General features: G+C 63.4%; 13 protein-coding genes and 2 pseudogenes. 2 read left to right on the forward strand and 13 right to left on the reverse strand.

All coding sequences use genetic code 11. The features are described 5' to 3' along the window. Positions 1–4: 4 nt before the first annotated feature. Positions 5–1,162 carry an LLM class flavin-dependent oxidoreductase gene (locus NKH23_RS19340; RefSeq protein WP_352716495.1) on the reverse strand — a complete coding sequence of 386 codons (1,158 nt, stop codon included), beginning with the start codon at positions 1,160–1,162 and terminating at the stop codon, positions 5–7. A 230-nt stretch (positions 1,163–1,392) separates the two neighbouring features. Here NKH23_RS19340 and NKH23_RS19345 point away from each other — a divergent pair, with 230 nt between their 5' ends. Next, entirely contained in the window at positions 1,393–2,049 is a 657-nt protein-coding gene (locus NKH23_RS19345) for a GntR family transcriptional regulator (RefSeq protein WP_352716494.1), read from the forward strand. A 60-nt stretch (positions 2,050–2,109) separates the two neighbouring features. Next, entirely contained in the window at positions 2,110–3,183 is a 1,074-nt protein-coding gene (locus NKH23_RS19350; RefSeq protein ID WP_502912365.1) for a Gfo/Idh/MocA family protein, read from the forward strand. Between the two features lie 29 nt (positions 3,184–3,212). Here NKH23_RS19350 and NKH23_RS19355 read toward each other — a convergent pair whose 3' ends face one another. The 12 genes and pseudogenes from NKH23_RS19355 to NKH23_RS19410 form a co-directional block, all read right to left on the reverse strand. Then, entirely contained in the window at positions 3,213–4,271 is a 1,059-nt protein-coding gene (locus NKH23_RS19355; RefSeq protein ID WP_352716491.1) for an ABC transporter ATP-binding protein, read from the reverse strand. 40 nt (positions 4,272–4,311) lie between these two features. Then, positions 4,312–5,133 carry a carbohydrate ABC transporter permease gene (locus NKH23_RS19360; protein ID WP_023674179.1) on the reverse strand — a complete coding sequence of 274 codons (822 nt, stop codon included), beginning with the start codon at positions 5,131–5,133 and terminating at the stop codon, positions 4,312–4,314. Further along, positions 5,134–6,036 carry a carbohydrate ABC transporter permease gene (locus NKH23_RS19365; protein WP_245274609.1) on the reverse strand — a complete coding sequence of 301 codons (903 nt, stop codon included), beginning with the start codon at positions 6,034–6,036 and terminating at the stop codon, positions 5,134–5,136. A gap of 35 nt (positions 6,037–6,071) precedes the next feature. Further along, a complete protein-coding gene (locus tag NKH23_RS19370) occupies positions 6,072–7,409 on the reverse strand; it encodes an extracellular solute-binding protein (protein ID WP_353016057.1) in 1,338 nt (445 codons plus the stop codon). A 61-nt stretch (positions 7,410–7,470) separates the two neighbouring features. Next, on the reverse strand, positions 7,471–8,130 hold the full coding sequence (locus NKH23_RS19375; protein ID WP_023674176.1) for a GntR family transcriptional regulator: 660 nt from the start codon (positions 8,128–8,130) through the stop codon (positions 7,471–7,473). Positions 8,131–8,169: 39 nt separating this feature from the next. Further along, positions 8,170–9,054: pseudogene (locus tag NKH23_RS19380) on the reverse strand (dihydrodipicolinate synthase family protein). Between the two features lie 193 nt (positions 9,055–9,247). Then, a complete protein-coding gene (locus tag NKH23_RS19385) occupies positions 9,248–11,038 on the reverse strand; it encodes an ABC transporter ATP-binding protein (RefSeq protein ID WP_502912366.1) in 1,791 nt (596 codons plus the stop codon). A gap of 11 nt (positions 11,039–11,049) precedes the next feature. Continuing rightward, positions 11,050–11,994 (reverse strand): acetamidase/formamidase family protein, encoded by a 945-nt coding sequence (locus NKH23_RS19390; RefSeq protein ID WP_352716483.1) that lies wholly within the window; start codon positions 11,992–11,994, stop codon positions 11,050–11,052. Beyond that, positions 11,984–13,626, reverse strand: a pseudogene (locus NKH23_RS19395) (ABC transporter substrate-binding protein). Before NKH23_RS19395 ends, NKH23_RS19390 begins: the two are co-directional and overlap by 11 nt. A 32-nt stretch (positions 13,627–13,658) precedes the next feature. Continuing rightward, positions 13,659–14,579 (reverse strand): ABC transporter permease, encoded by a 921-nt coding sequence (locus tag NKH23_RS19400; RefSeq protein WP_352716479.1) that lies wholly within the window; start codon positions 14,577–14,579, stop codon positions 13,659–13,661. Then, on the reverse strand, positions 14,576–15,442 hold the full coding sequence (locus NKH23_RS19405) for an ABC transporter permease (RefSeq protein ID WP_352716749.1): 867 nt from the start codon (positions 15,440–15,442) through the stop codon (positions 14,576–14,578). Before NKH23_RS19405 ends, NKH23_RS19400 begins: the two co-directional genes overlap by 4 nt. Positions 15,443–15,461: 19 nt before the next feature. Then, positions 15,462–15,731 carry an ANTAR domain-containing protein gene (locus NKH23_RS19410; RefSeq protein ID WP_353035171.1) on the reverse strand — a complete coding sequence of 90 codons (270 nt, stop codon included), beginning with the start codon at positions 15,729–15,731 and terminating at the stop codon, positions 15,462–15,464. Between the last annotated feature and the right edge of the window lie 28 nt (positions 15,732–15,759).

The following is a 15,759-nucleotide window of genomic DNA, read 5'->3' on the forward strand; positions in this document are numbered from 1 at the left end:
TCCATCAGCGGCGCTCTCCCGTTCCCAGTGGTGTCGCCGGGATCCGTTCCGGCACACGGCCATAGGCGTGCGGGAGCGAGCATGTCTTGAGCTGAGGCAACACCTTGGTGCCGAAATGACGCGCCTCGTCGAGATGCGGGTAGCCGGAAAAGATGAAGGCGCGGATCCCCATCTTCATATACGCCTCGATTTCCGACAGAACCTGATCGGTCGAGCCCACCAGCGCCGCGCCGCAGCCAGAGCGCGCCCGCCCGACGCCCGTCCACAGATGCGGCTCGACATAACCTTCGGCATCGGCGATCTGGCGGTTCCTGGCCTGGTGCGATACGCCGAGCGATCGGGCGTCGAGCGCGCGCTCGCGGATCGCCCTGCCCTGCTCGTCGTCCAGCCTCGAAACCAGCTCCCGGGCATATTCCTTTGCCTCGGCCTCGGTATCGCGCACGATCATGTGGACGCGCAGGCCGTAATCGAGCGTCCGCCCATGACGCTCGGCGCGCTGGTGGACGGCTCTCATGCGGCCGGCGAGCTCCTCCCTGGTTTCCGGCCACATCAGGTAGACGTCGCACTGTTCGGCGCAAAGCTCGAGCGCGTCGGGCGAATAACCGCCGAAATAGAGCAGCGGGCCGCCATTCTGCTGATAAGGCTTCGCCGGCGCCGTCGAGAGCCCTTTATAGCGATAGACCTCGCCCTCGAAATCGATGCTGTCGCTGGTCCAGGCCTGGCGCAGTATCTGCACCACCTCGCGCGAACGCTGATAGCGGTAGGCGCTGTCGGCTGTCTCGCCCGGAAAGTCCGACGAAATAATGTTCACCGTCAGCCGGCCTTCCAGCATGTGGTCCAGCGTGGCAATCGTGCGCGCCAGCATGATCGGCTGCATCTCGCCGCAGCGCACAGCGGCAAGCAGATTGATCTTCGACGTGATCGGCGCGCAGCCGGCAACGAAGCTCAGCGTGTCCTGGCCGACCTGATAGGACGACGGACACAAGATGTTGCGGAAACCGAGTTCCTCGGACGTTTTCACGATCTCGGAGCAATGCGCCCAGCTTGAGCGCAGCGCGCCGTGCGGCACGCCGAGATACCGATAGTCATCCGAGCAGAGTGCGGCGAACCACGAGACTTCGGCTGCGTCGAGGTCCGGCGAAGTGATTGGGACGATGCTCATTGCCACTCTTCAGAAAAGACGTCCGGGCCACTCTTCAATGACGTCCGGAGCTGCGAATAGGGCTTGCGTAGCATTCGTTTTTGTGTAGATCAATACTGTATCAATTTTTTGCGGCCAAACCCGAAACCGGGATGCGATTGGAGCACCGGATGCATTTGACAAGGGCGGACCCCGGCCACCGGTCCAGCCAGATGCGCGGCCCCTTGCCTGTGCACCTGCAGACCAGCGAAATGCTGATCCGCGAAATCGCGGCCGGACGGCTGGCCGACGGGGCGCGGCTGCCGCCCGAGCGAGAGATGGCCGCGAGCCTGGGGATTGCCGTCGGCACGCTCAGGCGCGCGCTTGCCGATTTGACGGAAAAGGGGCTTCTCGATCGCATCCAGGGCTCGGGCAATTATGTGCGGGCGCGCGGCGAGTTGCTCGGGATCTATGCCTTCTTTCGCCTGGAGCGCATCGGCGGTGGCGGCCTGCCGAGCGCCGACGTGCTATCCATCGAGCGGCTGCCCAAGCCCGCCGACCTGCCGCAATTCGGCAGCGCCGGCGAAGCCCACCGTATACGCCGGCTGCGGCGGCTCGACGGCGAGCCGGCCGCGGTCGAAGAGATCTGGCTCGACGCCAGCCGCGCCGAGCGGCTCAAGCGCGAGGACTTGTCGGAATCCCTCTATCTCCACTACCGGCTCGCGCTCGGCTTTTCGATCGTTCGCGCCGAAGACCATGTCGCCGTCGCGCCCGCGCCGGACTGGGCCCCCCTCGAGTTCAGGCCACCGCCGGGGACGGTTGTGGGTTTCATTGAACGTATCGCCTGGGCTGGCGACGGCGCCAGCGCGGAATATTCCCGCAGCTGGTTCGATCCGGGCGCGGCGCGGTACGTCACGCGTTTCAGATAGGCCGGAGGAAGTCGCAGCGTGACCAGATCATCGATCGGCTACGGCATCATCGGCTGCGGCATGATCGGCCGCGAGCACATCCGCAACATCGCCCTGTTGCCCGACGCGCATGTGGCAGCGATCTTCGAGCCGGACCCCGGCATGTTGGCAGCATCGCTGGCGACGGCGTCGGGCGCGCGATCGGCGGCGTCGATCGCCGAACTGCTGGCCATGGACGAGGTGGACTGCGTCTTGATTGCCAGCCCCAACCACCATCACCTCAGTCAGATGGAGGAGATCGCCGCACTTCGACCGCTGCCGGTGCTGGTGGAAAAACCGCCCTTCACCGAGGCCGCCGACGAGGGGCGGATCGCGGCGTTGAAAGCTCGGCTTCCGCTCGTCTGGGTGGCCATGGAATATCGCTATATGCCTCCCGTCGCCGCATTCGTCGAGCAGGCCCGCCACGCCACCGGCGGCATCCGCATGCTGACGGTCCGCGAGCACCGCTTCCCGTTTCTGACGAAGGTCGGCGACTGGAACCGGTTCAACCGCAACACCGGCGGCACGTTCGTCGAGAAGTGCTGCCACTTCTTCGATCTGATGCGGTTGATACTCGGATCCGACCCCGTCCGCGTGATGGCGAGCGCTGGACAGGCCGTAAACCATCTCGACGAACGCTATGGCGGTGAGAGGCCGGATATCGTTGACCATGGCTATGTGCTGGCTGATTTCGCGAGCGGCGCGCGCGCCATGCTGGAACTGTGCATGTTTGCCCAGGGCAGCCGCTACCAGGAGGAACTCTGCGCTGTCGGCGGCGACGGAAAGATCGAATGTCTGGTGCCCGGACCAGGCCGTTTCTGGCCGACCCACCTTGGCCCTGCGCCAGTGCCCCAGTTGATCGTCAGCCCGCGCAATCCGCCTGGACCACGCCTGCTGGAGATTCCCGTCGACCCCCGGCTGCTCGAGGCAGGCGACCATAATGGTTCGACCTATTTCGAGCACGCCCGCTTCACCGCTGCGGTGCGCGGGCAAGGCAAAGTGGAAGTGACCTTGCAAGACGGCTGGTGGGCCGTCGTCATGGGCCTCGCCGCCGAGAGATCGGCCCGCGAAGGCCGCGCCATCGAACTCGCCGGTGAATTCGCTTTGCCGACCTAGGCCGACCACGCATTCACCGGACCACCGAGTCAGATGCGCCGACCAGTTTCGGCGTCGAACAGATGCGCACATGCGCGGTCGATCTCGATCCGCACCCCTTCGCCTTGCTTCAGCGCAAGCCTTTCTCGGAAAAGGCAGGAGATTTCTTCACCGGAGCAGTCGACCCTGGCGAAGATTTCCGAGCCTGTCGCCTCGAGAAGCGTGACCGTGCCCGGCATACCTTGTCCCGTCGCCCGGATATGTTCCGGGCGAATGCCGTAGACGAGTTCGCGTCCTGCGGCATCCGCCGGCTGGGCGCCTTCCGGCAACGGCAGGACCAACCCGCCGGCGCTGCGAAACACGCCCTCCTCGATGCGGCCGGCAATGAAGTTCATGGCGGGCGAGCCGATAAACCCGGCAACGAAGAGATTGGCCGGATGGTCATAGAGGTCCAGCGGCGCGCCGATCTGCTCGACCAGGCCGTCATGCAGCACGACGATCTTGTCGGCCATCGTCATCGCCTCGATCTGGTCGTGCGTGACATAGATCGTCGTGGTACCCAGCCGCTGGTGCAGGGCCTTGATCTCACCGCGCATCTGGACGCGCAACTTGGCGTCGAGGTTGGAGAGCGGCTCGTCGAACAGGAAAACCTGCGGGTCGCGTACGATCGCGCGACCCATGGCGACGCGCTGGCGCTGGCCGCCCGAAAGCTGGCGCGGATAGCGGTCAAGCAGCTTTTCCAGGCCGAGGATGCCGGCTGCCTTCCTGACCCGGCCAGCGGTATCGGTCGGGTCGGCTTTCTTGATCTTCAGGGCAAAGCCCATATTGTCGGCCACAGTCATGTGCGGATAGAGCGCATAATTCTGGAACACCATGGCGATGTTCCGGTCCCGTGCCCGCAGATTGTTGACCATACGCTCGCCGATGGCGATCTTCCCGCCGGAGATCGTCTCAAGGCCTGCGATCATGCGCAGCAGCGTCGATTTTCCGCATCCCGACGGACCGACCAGGATGACGAACTCGCCGTCGGCGATATCGACGCTGACGTCGTGAATGATCTTGGTGGCCCCGAAGGCCTTCTGCACGTTGTTGATCGTTACCGATGCCATTGGATCTTTCCTGGAAAAGAGTGATGTCAGGGCGCGCCCCTCAGCCGCCCTTGACGGCGCCGGCGGTCAGCCCCGCGACGATCTGCCTTTGCGCGAACATGGTCAGGATCAGCACCGGCAGGGTCACCACCAGCGCCGCCGCGGCGAGCGGCCCCCAGCTCACCTGCTCGTAGGACAGCATGTTGTAGACGGCGACCGGCAGGGTGCGCGTCTCACGGCTGGCGAGCACCACGCCGAAGACGAAATTGTTCCACGAGAAGATCACGGACAGGATGAACGCGACGACGATGCCCGGCTTGGCGATGGGCAGGGCAACCAGCCGGAAAACCTGCCAGGAGCTGGCGCCGTCGATGTTGGCCGCCTCTTCCAGTTCCATCGGCGTGGTCTCGAAATAGCCGATCATCACCCACACCACGATCGGCACCGTCACCACCAGATGGATGATGATCTGCGGCCACAGCGTGCCGAGTATCCCGATCCATTGGAACAGCAGAAACAGCGGGATGAGATAGGATAGCCCAGGCGTCATGCGGGCGATCATGATGACGACCGCCGATCGTTCAGCCTTGAGCCGTGCGATGCCATAGCCGGCCGGTACGCCGATCAGCAGCGCCAGCAAGGTCGCCGTGCCGGTCACCAGAACCGAATTCCAGAGATAGAGCAGGAAATTGTTCTCCTCGAACACCTTTACATAGTTCGACCAGGCGAAACGTTCCGGGATCAGGATCGGCGGATAGGCACCGTTGTCGATCTCGAATTTCAGCGACAGCGAGATCATCCAGAGGAAGAACAGGATCGCCGGCGAGACGAAAACCAGGGCAGCGAAAAACAGACCGATCTGGTTGAGTAGCCGTGAACTCATCTATTTGCCCTCCGTATCGATCCACTGCGAGCGTTGGCGCAGCATCAGCAGCACGAAGGACAGGGCCACGATGACAATGAAGAACACCACGGCCATGGCCGAGCCGTAGCCGATATCGTAGTAGGAGAAGGCGGTGTTGTAGAGATAGATGTTGATGGTCTCCGACGCCGTGCCCGGGCCGCCCTGGGTCATCGCGTAGATGATGTCGAAACTCTTCAAGGCATCGATGGTGCGGATGATGACCGCGATCATCAGGAACGGTGCGATCATCGGCAGAGTGAGATAGCGGAATTGCTGCCAGGCATTGGCGCCGTCGATCTCGGCGCTTTCGAAGGGCTCGCGCGGCACCGAGGCCAGCCCGCCAAGCACGATCAGCATGACCAGCGGCGTCCACTGCCAGGTCTCGACCGCAACAAGCGACGGGATGACCGTGTTGGCGTTGAATATCCATTCCTGAGCCGGGATGCCGACCAGCGACAGCAGGTAGTTGAGCACGCCGAGCTGAGGATGGAACATCATGGTCCAGACCAGTGCCACGGCAACGGGCGTTGCCATCATCGGCATGACGAAGACGCCGCGCAGCAAGCCGCGCAGCGGAAACCTGGCATCGAAGATCAGGGCGGCCAGAGTGCCCAGGAGCATCGGCGCTGCAACCGAGAGGAAGGTGTAGGTCAATGTATGAACAAGGGATTCCCAGAACCGTGGGTCGCTGGCCAGGCGGAGATAGTTTTCCATCCCGGCAAAGCTCCGCGACTGGCCGAGCGTCCAGCGATTGACGCTCATCCACAGGGTGAAAGCCCAGGGGAAAACGATGACGGCGCCGACGACGACGAGTGCGGGGACAACGAAGGGCCAGTAGTTGGGAGCCAGCCGGATCGTCTGGCTCCCGTCGATAACCGGCATCGTCACCCCGGTCTGTTCTGGGGTGGTGGCTGACATCAGCCCTGCTCGCTCCTGTCGAGAACCGGCTGGAACTGCTCAGTGGCCTTCTTCAGCTCCGCGGCGGGATCGGCGCCGGCAATCATGTTGGTCAGCGCCACGCCATAGATGTCGCGGAATTCGGTGACGGGGATGATGACCGGCAGCGCCAGCCGGCTGATATTGCCCGAGCCGACCACGGCATCGAGCCAGCTTGCCGGCATGGTGACGCCTTCGCGCACCTTGGGATCCTCCAGCACGGATTTGCGGAATGGAACGCCGGCGCCGGCCTGCAACAGCCGCGCGCCCATGGCTGGCGATACCGCCCACTGGCAGAACAGATAGGCGGCCTCCTTCTTCTCGCTGGCGGCGGTAACGCCAATCCCGTCGCCGAAGGTACCCGAGGCATGCGCCTTGGGACCCTTGGGCATGACGCCGTAACCGACCTTGCCGACCACTCTCGATTTTTCCGGATTTTCCATCGGCGGGGCAAAGCCCACGCCGTCGAGCCACATGCCGATTTTGCCTTGCAGGAAGGCAGACTGTGCTTCGGCCCAATTGAACCCGGTGACGCCCGGAGGGGCGGACTTGGTCATCAATCTTTGATAGAGCGCGGCAGCCTCGATCGCCTCGGGAGCCTCGGTGCGCAGCTTGCCCTTGTCATCGAGCGGCGTCATGTCGTAGCCGAGCATCAGCGACGTCCACACTGGCGTGTTTGCGTTCTTGAGCCCGCGGGCGACGAAGCCGTATGTATTGGTCGACGGGTCGGTCAGCGCTTCGGCGGCGGCCACCAGTTGCTCGAAGGTCTCGGGGTATTTGAGGCCCTTGGCCTCGAACAGCTCCTTATTCCAATAGAGGATCCAGTAGTCCACCGAGAAGGGTAGTGAGCGCAGCACGCCCTGGCCGTCCTTGGCAAACAGCATGCCGGCTTCGGCGAAGTCGCTTTCGATCAGCGCCGGGTCGGTGAGCGACGGATCGGCGAGATAGCCGGCGATGTCGGCCAGCCAGCCACCCTTCTCGAACTGGCGCTTCTGCACGTGGTAGCTCAGATGCACGACATCGAAGCTCGGCTTGCCCGAGCTCAGCTCGATCACCGTCTTCTGGCGCTGCTGCTGCTCGGGCGTGGCCTCGGCATTGACCTTGATGCCGGTCAGTTCCTCGAACTCGGCGAGATATTTCAGGATGGTGTCGCTGCGCGGGCTTTTCACCAGATTGACGTCAAGCGTCGTCCCGGCAAAGCGTTTCCAGTCGAGGCCTGCGGCAAGGCCGGGGCGAAGCCCCACAAGGCCGGCAGCGGTGAGCGCCGCGGTTCCGGCAAGGAATTGCCTCCTGGTTGGGTTGAACAGATTGGACGACATTTCTTCCTCCCGGTTGCTGTCGTTGTGGATGCGTCGCGAACCGCGGCGCGGCTATATTTCCTCAGATCTGGAGCGCCAGCCGGCGCGCATTGTCGATATGCAGACTGATCGCTTCAACCGCTTTTTGCGGATTGCGGCTCTCCATGGCTTCGATGACCGCCAAATGTTCGCGCATCACCGGCACCACACGTCCGTCGATGCGGAAACGCTCCTGGTGGATCAGCCGGATTTTCACCGAGTTGACCAGATAGGCCTTGGCGATAATCTCGTTGCCGAGCGCATTGATGAAGGTATCGTGCATCGCCCAGTCGATGTTCTGGGCCTTGGCTTCCATTTCCGGCGTCGGCGCCTGTCCCAGAGCTTGCGCCAGCATCTCCTCATGTTCGCGCCGCATGCGGGCAAGTTCGGCGTCAGAAGCGCTGGTCGTGAATAGCGCCACTGCCTCGCGTTCCATGAACAACCGAAACTGAAACGCCTCGCGTATCAGATTGATATCGATATGCGCGATCTGCATGCCGCGCTGCGGGATGGTGGTCAGCAGTCCCTCGGCCTCGAGACGCGGGACGATCTCGCGAATGGCACCCAGCGGCAGTCCGGTGAAAGCGACCAGTTCGCGCTGTGACACGAACTGCCCCGGCCGCAGATCGCGGGCCAGCAAATGCCGCGTGAAGCTAGCATAGGCTTTCTCCCGGAGAGTGATCGGTTCGCTGCCGTCTTCCACTTCAGCTCGCTTCCTTGTCGGTCAGCCCGGCCTTGTCGGTCAGGCCGCCTCTGTCGCAAACAGCCTGTTGTAGGCAGCAGCAAGCTGCCGCTGTCCTTGCGGGCCGATCGCCTCCAGGGGCGGGCGGACCGCCAGCCAGCGCTCGTCGCCGGTCTTGCGCGCGACCATGACCTTCACCGCCGGCGTGACCGGGTATTTGAGCAATTCGAGCACGAAGTCCTCGACGCGTGGGTCGTCGCGGCCGTCTTCGACCATTGCGCCGATTTCGCCGGTAACAAAATTAGCCATGCCGGAAATCGCACCCTGTCCGCCGCGGCGTACGCTTCTCGCCAGATGCCGTTCGTCGCCGATGAGGATCACCAGATCGCCGTGCGCTTCAAGCAGCGCCTCACTGTAGCTCCAGTCCCCGCCGGAATCCTTCACCCCGGCCACTACAGCGGGAAAGGCGGTGCGCAGCCGGCCAATCAGCCCAAGCGGGAGCGGCACCATGGTGACTGAGGGGATGTTATAGAGCAGCACGTCGCGCGCCAGCGGACCGAGTGCGGCGAAAACGGCGGAAAACCATCCGAACAGCCCGTCCTCGCCGACATTCTTGAAGTAGCTCGGCGGAGCGAGCAGAATGTTGCGAACGCCGCGCTGCAAAGCGTGCCGGGCCTGATCGGCGGCATCTTCGGCTGCATCGACCAGCACTGCGGCGACGAGCTGATGTGCCGGAATACCGGCCGCCAGCATGGCCTAGGTGACGATCCGCCGCTCGTCGGTGCCGACCGAGGCTCCTTCGCCGGTGGTGCCGAACAGCGTCGCGCTGCTGCAGCCGGCGCCAAGGCAGGTTCGGGCATGCGCGATCATCGGCGCGAGTGCTATCTGCCCCGACGGATCGAAGGGTGTGGTTAGGGCAACCGAAAGACCAAAGCGGGAAGCCAATGCGATCTCCGTTGAAATCAATGTGCACGTAGCGTTAGCACGCTAACATGTCAGATGTAAACTGGTGATCTTGCCAACTCGGCATCGCCGAACGGCGCTGCCGCGGGAGCGCCATCGCCGATCATTTTCCGCTGCTCGAACATCACGTATGCAGCTGTCCCCGAGCCTCTGCGGGATTGGCTGGAGAGGCAGCCTAAGCTCGATCAGTGGCGACGAGGTGGCCGTCGCCAACATCTTTGAGCTTGAGTTTCCGGGGCTCCTCACCGATGCGCCGCACAGCGCTTGGAATTTCGCTGTCCAAACGGGCGAACCGGGCGCGCCGGCGGCCTGGATCGGGAACCGGAACGGCTTCGATCAGCCGCTTTGTGTAAGGATGGCGCGGGTTGGAGAAGATCTGGTCGCGGGTGCCCATCTCGACGATCTGCCCCAGATACATTACCGCCACGCGATCGGAGATGTTCTCCACCACTGCCATGTCGTGCGAGATGAAGAGATATGCGACGCCGAATTCGCGCTGCAGCTCCTTCAGCAACCTTAACACGCGCGCCTGCACCGACACGTCGAGGGCAGAAACGCTTTCGTCGGCAATGATCAGCTTCGGTCGCAGCGCCAGCGCCCGTGCAATGCAGATTCGCTGGCGCTGCCCGCCGGAGAATTCGTGGGGATAGCGCTCCATCTGGTCAGCGGAGAGGCCGACACGTTCGAACAGTGCGGCGATCTGGGCGTGCCGCTGCTCTCTGTCGCCGATGCCGTGGATCAGCAGAGGCTCGGCGACGAGATCGCCTACTCGCATGCGCGGATCGAGGGACGCGAAGGGATCCTGAAAGATCATCTGCACATTGCGGCGTACAGCCTTGCGCTCCTTTCGACTGAGCGCCGACAGGTCGTGGCCGCCGATTGAAATGCTGCCGGTGTAGGGCACCAGCCCGGCGATCGCCTTGGCCGTCGTCGACTTGCCGCAGCCCGATTCGCCGACCAGCGACAGGGTTTCGTGCGGGGCGATCGAGAAACTGACGCCTTCGACCGCGTGCACCCTGCGGTCAACGCGGCCGAAGAAGCCGCCGTGCAGGTCGAAACGGACGTGAAGATCGCTGACAGATACAAGCTCGGCCGGCATGTTGGCGGCATCTTGTCGGTCTTCGGCCTTCCGTCCGCCGCCGATGCGCGGCACGGCGGCCAGAAGCTCGCGCGTATAGTCGGCCTGCGGGCGGGTGAAGATGTCGGTCGCCCTGCCCTGCTCGACCATCCGGCCATCGCGCATGATGATGACGCGGTCCGCCATTTCGGCGACGACGCCCATGTCGTGCGTGATCAGGATAACGCTGGTGCCGTGCCCGCGCTGCAGGTCGCGCAGCAGCTCCAGCACCTCGCCCTGAACCGTGACGTCGAGGGCGGTCGTCGGTTCATCGGCGATCAGCACATCCGGGTTCAGGGCCAGAGCCATGGCAATCATCACGCGCTGGCGCATGCCCCCTGAGAGTTCGTGCGGATAGTTCTCGAGCCGCCGTTCGGCATCCGGAATTCGTACTGCCTTCAGCGCCTCGAGCGCCCTCAGCCGCGAGTAGGAGCGCGACAGCGAGGTGTGTGCCTCGATCGCCTCCGTGAGCTGACGGCCGATGGAAAGAACCGGATTGAGCGATGTCATCGGTTCCTGAAAGATCATGGCAATGCGGTCGCCGCGGATGCGGCGCATACCGCTCTCGCTGAGAGCCGCGAGATCCTGATCGCCGAGCCGGATGGAGCCTGATCTGATGCGTGCCGCCGGCTGCGGCAGCAAGGCCATGATGGCCAGCGCCGTCATCGACTTGCCGGAACCGGACTCGCCGGCGATGCAAAGCGTTTCGCCGCGCATCAGGCCGAATGTGAGGTCGGAAACGACGTCGCGCTCGCCCTCCTCGCCGCGTACGGCGACGCTCAGACCTGAGACGCTGAGTACCGGCCTGACGGAGCCACTCTCCGCAGCGGCCTGCCCGGATCGTTTGATGTCCTCCACCTTCATTCAAAGACGCAGCGGGGGAAGTAGAAAGAAACCACCCAATTGGGCATGTCCACGATCTCGCTGATGCGCAGGTCGCCGCAAACCGACACGAGCATATAGGCGTCTACCGGATCCATGCGGTAGCGGCCGGAGAGCAGGTCGATCATCTGCGAGACGGCGCTCCTGGCGCCGTCCATGAGATCCGGCCCGATACCGGTTGTCACCTCATAGCCCTTGGCGTCGAGATGTCGCGACACCGGACCGGGCGTTGTGAAACGCGGCGTCCGCAGCCGGGCATCCTTGACCAGATCGAGCGTCAGCACGGCGTTCATGGGGCTCTCGATCGCCGTGCCGCAGACCTCGCCGTCTCCTTGCGCGGCGTGCGTGTCGCCGACCGAGAACAACGCTCCCGCGACTTCTACGGGAAGGTAGAGCACCGTGCCGGCAGCAAGATCGCGTATGTCCAGATTGCCGCCCACGCGCCGCGGCGGGACCACCGAATGCAGACCCGGCTCAGCCGGGGCATTGCCGATGGTGCCGGCGAAGGGCTTGAGCGGCACCCGGCCGCTCTTGCCGAACAGCGCCGGTTCGAGCGAGGCGGCGTCGTACTTCCAGATATTCAGTGCCGGTTGAGTGAAGTCATCCGCCAACAGACCGAATCCCGGGATATTCGCCGTCCAACCGAAGCCGGACGGCTTGAACGCCTCGATGGTGATTTTCAGGGCATCGCCCGGCTCTGCCCCGTCGACATAGATTGGCCCAGTAACCGGGTTCACCTTGGCGAAGTCGAGCAAAGCAACATCGTCGACGGTGCTCTCCATCGTCAGCTGCCCGCCGGACGAGTCCAGGCACTGGAACTCGATCGTCGACCCTGGCGCGACCCGTTCGGTCGGGACAAAGGAATTGTCCCAGCCGAAATGATGGTGGCGCCCGTGGATGGTGTAGTCGCAGTTATTGCACATCGGTCACATACACATTGTCGTAGTTGATCGGGATGTGGACCGGGTCGACATAGAGGTTGTCGGCGCCACCCATGCGGGCCGATTTCATGGTGAAACGCTGCTCGTTGAACACCGGTGCCCAGGGCGCGTCTTCCATGATCTTGCCGTAGATCTCGCTCCACATCTTGGCGCGTTCGCCAGCCTTGGCCGGGTCGACGATGGAGTCGGCTTCGGCTGCCTTGGCGTCGAGCTCCTTGTTGCAATACCACGACCAATTCCAGCCGCCTGGGACGGCACCAGCGCAACCGAGGATCGGGCCGTAGAAGTTCGACGGATCGGGGAAGTCGGCGATCCAGGCCATGCCGCCGGACCAGATCATCGGCGCGCCGGACTTGTCGCCGCCGGCGGCGATGACGTTGGCCTGCGCGAGCGACTGGATGCTGGCCTTGATGCCGACCGCCGCCAGATCCTGCTGAATGGCCTGCGCGATGCGCGGGTTGGGATCGGTGTTCATGGCAAACAGCTGCGTGTCAAATCCGTCGAGATGCCCGGCCTCGGCAAGCAAGGCCTTGGCCTTGGCCACGTCATAGGGATAGCCCTTGAATTCCTTGTCATAGCCGGGCATCGACGGCGGCAACGGCTGATTGGCCGGCACCGCACGGTTGTTGATCAACTGGACGATGCGGTCCTTGTTGATCGCCATGTTGACCGCCTGCCGCACCTTCACATTGTCGAAGGGCGCCATGGTGGTATTCATGGTGATATAGCCGGTGTGCAACTGGCCGCCCTCGACGACACGGGCCTTCTGCTCGGGATCGGCCATCACCTCCTGGAATTTCGCTGGCGGAATGCCGTCGCCGGGAACGTCGATCTCGCCTTTCTGCAGCCGCAGCAGCGCCACTATCGGCTCCTGGCCGATCTCAAAGGTGATCTTGTCGAGATGCGGCAGGCCCTTGTGCCAGTAATCCGGGTTGCGCTCGAAAACTACGCGCTGGCCGAGCCTCCATTCGGCGAGCTTGAAGGCGCCGGTGCCGACCGGATGTTTGCCGAAGTCCGCGCCGTATTTTTCGACCTCTTCCTTCGGCACGACATGCGAGAAGTTGATCGCCATGACATGCAGGAAGGTGGCGTCGGCCGGGTCAGCTCGAACTTGATCGTGTAGGGATCGACGACGGTTATGCCCGCCAGGCTTTCCGCCTTGCCGGCAGCGACGTCGTCATAGCCTTTGATCGAGCCGAAGAAGCCGGCACCCGGGCTCTGTGTCTTTGGATTGGTGACCCGGTCGAGCGAATATTTCACATCGTCGGCGGTCATCTCGCGGCCATTGTGGAACTTCACTCCGTGGCGCAGCTTGAAGGTGAAGGTCTTGCCGTCGGGCGCAATCTCGTAGCTCTCGGCAAGGTCGGGCCGCAGGTTGGTGGTGCCCGGCTCGTAGTCCATCAGCCCGTCGAACAGGCTCTTGATCATCGACCAGTTCTGCCAGTCATAGCCGATGGCCGGATCGAGCGTGGCGACGTCGTCCTTATAGGTGATGGTGATCGCGCCGCCCTGCTTGGCATTCGGATCGACGGCGCCTTCGGCGCGTACGCTTGTCATGCCAAGCACCAGCGCAAGCGCCGATGCCGCCACGGTCGATATCAGATATTTTCCCATGTCATGTTCCCTTTCTCTGGTTTTCTTTGTTTTCATCTGAGCTTGATGCGTGGATCGATGAACGGTGCGACCGTGTCGGCCAGGAGATTGCCGAGCACGATGGCAAAGGCCGAAACCAGGGTGACCCCCATGATGATCGGAATATCGATGCGCTGAATGGCCTGCCAGGCTAGCTGGCCGATGCCTGGCCAGCCGAACACGCTTTCGACAACCACGATGCCGCCCATGAAGATGCCGATGTCGATGCCGATCATGGCGATGACCGGCAGGATGGCGTTGGGCAGCGCGTGACGGAAGATAATGGCGCTGCGTGCAAGACCCTTGGCACGCGCGGTACGCACGTAATCCTGGCGCAGCACGTCGATCATCGACGTGCGCATCATGCGGGCGTACCAGCCGGCGCCGAGAATTCCCATGGTCAGCGATGGCAGCACCAGATGACGCCAGGTGCCATAACCGCCGATCGGGAACCAGCCGAGCCGCACCGCGAACACGTAAAGCAGCAGCAGGCCGACGACGAATTGCGGCGCCGAGACGCCGACGAAGGAGGCGACCATCAGCGACTGGTCGGTTGCGGTGCCACGCTTGACGGCGGCGATGAGGCCCATCGTCAGCCCGATCACGACTTCGCAAGCAATGGCGCCGACCATCAGCAGCAGGCTTGCCGGCAGCCGCGAGACGATCAGCTCCGTGACCTCCGAGCGCTGAATGTAGGAGCGACCCAGATCGCCGCTGAGCAGGCTGGTCAGGTAGTGCCAGTACTGGACGACAAAGGGCTGGTCGAGGCCGAGCTGCCGGCGGATGTTCTCGACTGTCTCGGGCGTGGCGCTGCGGCCGGCGATCTGGCGGACAGGATCGGCGGGCAGCAGATAGAGCAACGCAAAGGTGATCAGAGAGACGCCGAGCAAGATGAGCACGGACTGGACAACGCGACGGCCGAGATAGGCGATCATGCCCGCCCCCTTTGCGTCGGATCGAGAATGTCGCGCAACGCATCGCCGACCAGGTTAAAGGCTAGCGCCAGCGCCAGGATCGCCGCACCCGGAAAGAAAACCAGCCAGGGCGCTGCCTGGAAATAGGTTTGGTTTTCGAAGATGATGTTGCCCCAGGAAGCAGTCGGCGGTTGCACGCCGATACCGAGATAGCTGAGCGTCGCTTCCAGAAGCACAGTGGTCGAGATGCCGAGCGTGCCCCAGACGATGATCGTCGGCAAAAGGTGCGGCAGGATATGACGAAACAGGATGCGTGGGGCGCTTGCGCCGATAGTGCGCTCGGCATCGATGAACTCGCGCTCGGCGAGCGAACTTGTCTCGGTGTAGATGACGCGGGCGGTCTGCACCCAGTTCACCAATGCGATCACCATGGCGACGATCCACAGGCTCGGCTGGAGCACCGCCGCCAGGCAGATGGCGAGCAGCAGCGCCGGGAAGGCCATCATCAAATCGGTGAAGCGCATAAGCGCGCTGCCGATCCAGCCGCGGAAATAGCCGGCGGTGATGCCGACCAGCGTGCCGATTAGAAGCGCCACGCCATTGGCGACGATGCCGATGATCAGCGACGTGCGCGCACCGAAGAGGAGACGGGTCAGCAGGTCGCGGCCAAGCAGGTCGGTGCCCAGCCAGAACTGGGCTCCCGGCGGCAGTGGCGCGCCTTCAAGCGTGAGCCCGTCGAACATCTGCTCGTTCGGATCGTAGCCTGTCAGCCACGGTGCAAGAATGGCGCCGGCCAAGACAAGGGCAATAATCCCGAGGCCGAGCAAAGCGAGAGGCCGTTTTAGCAGACGTCGCCAGACGCCGGCGCGAGGCTTGGCTGGCATGCGCCCGGCGGCTGAGAGCTCAGGCGCGATCGGATTGGTCATCGTCGCCTTCTTTTTGTGTCATCGCCACGATCCTGCGCGCGGCGTCCTCGACGCTGATTTGCCAGCTCATCGCCAGCGAGCGGAGCTGCGCATAGGCGCGGCCGTCCTCGGCGCCCTTCGACAAGACCTCCACGGCGCGTACGATGGTCTGGCGCTCCGCGACGCGCTGACGTGTAGAAGTTTGTACTTGATCGGACAGTTGGCGTCTGAGAGTGGTCCGTTTTGCCTGTCCGATGGGATCAGGCAGCGATCATTTTCTCCTTCGCCAGCGGGGC

The organism is Mesorhizobium sp. M1328 (genome assembly GCF_040318075.1).
Lineage (GTDB): Bacteria > Pseudomonadota > Alphaproteobacteria > Rhizobiales > Rhizobiaceae > Mesorhizobium.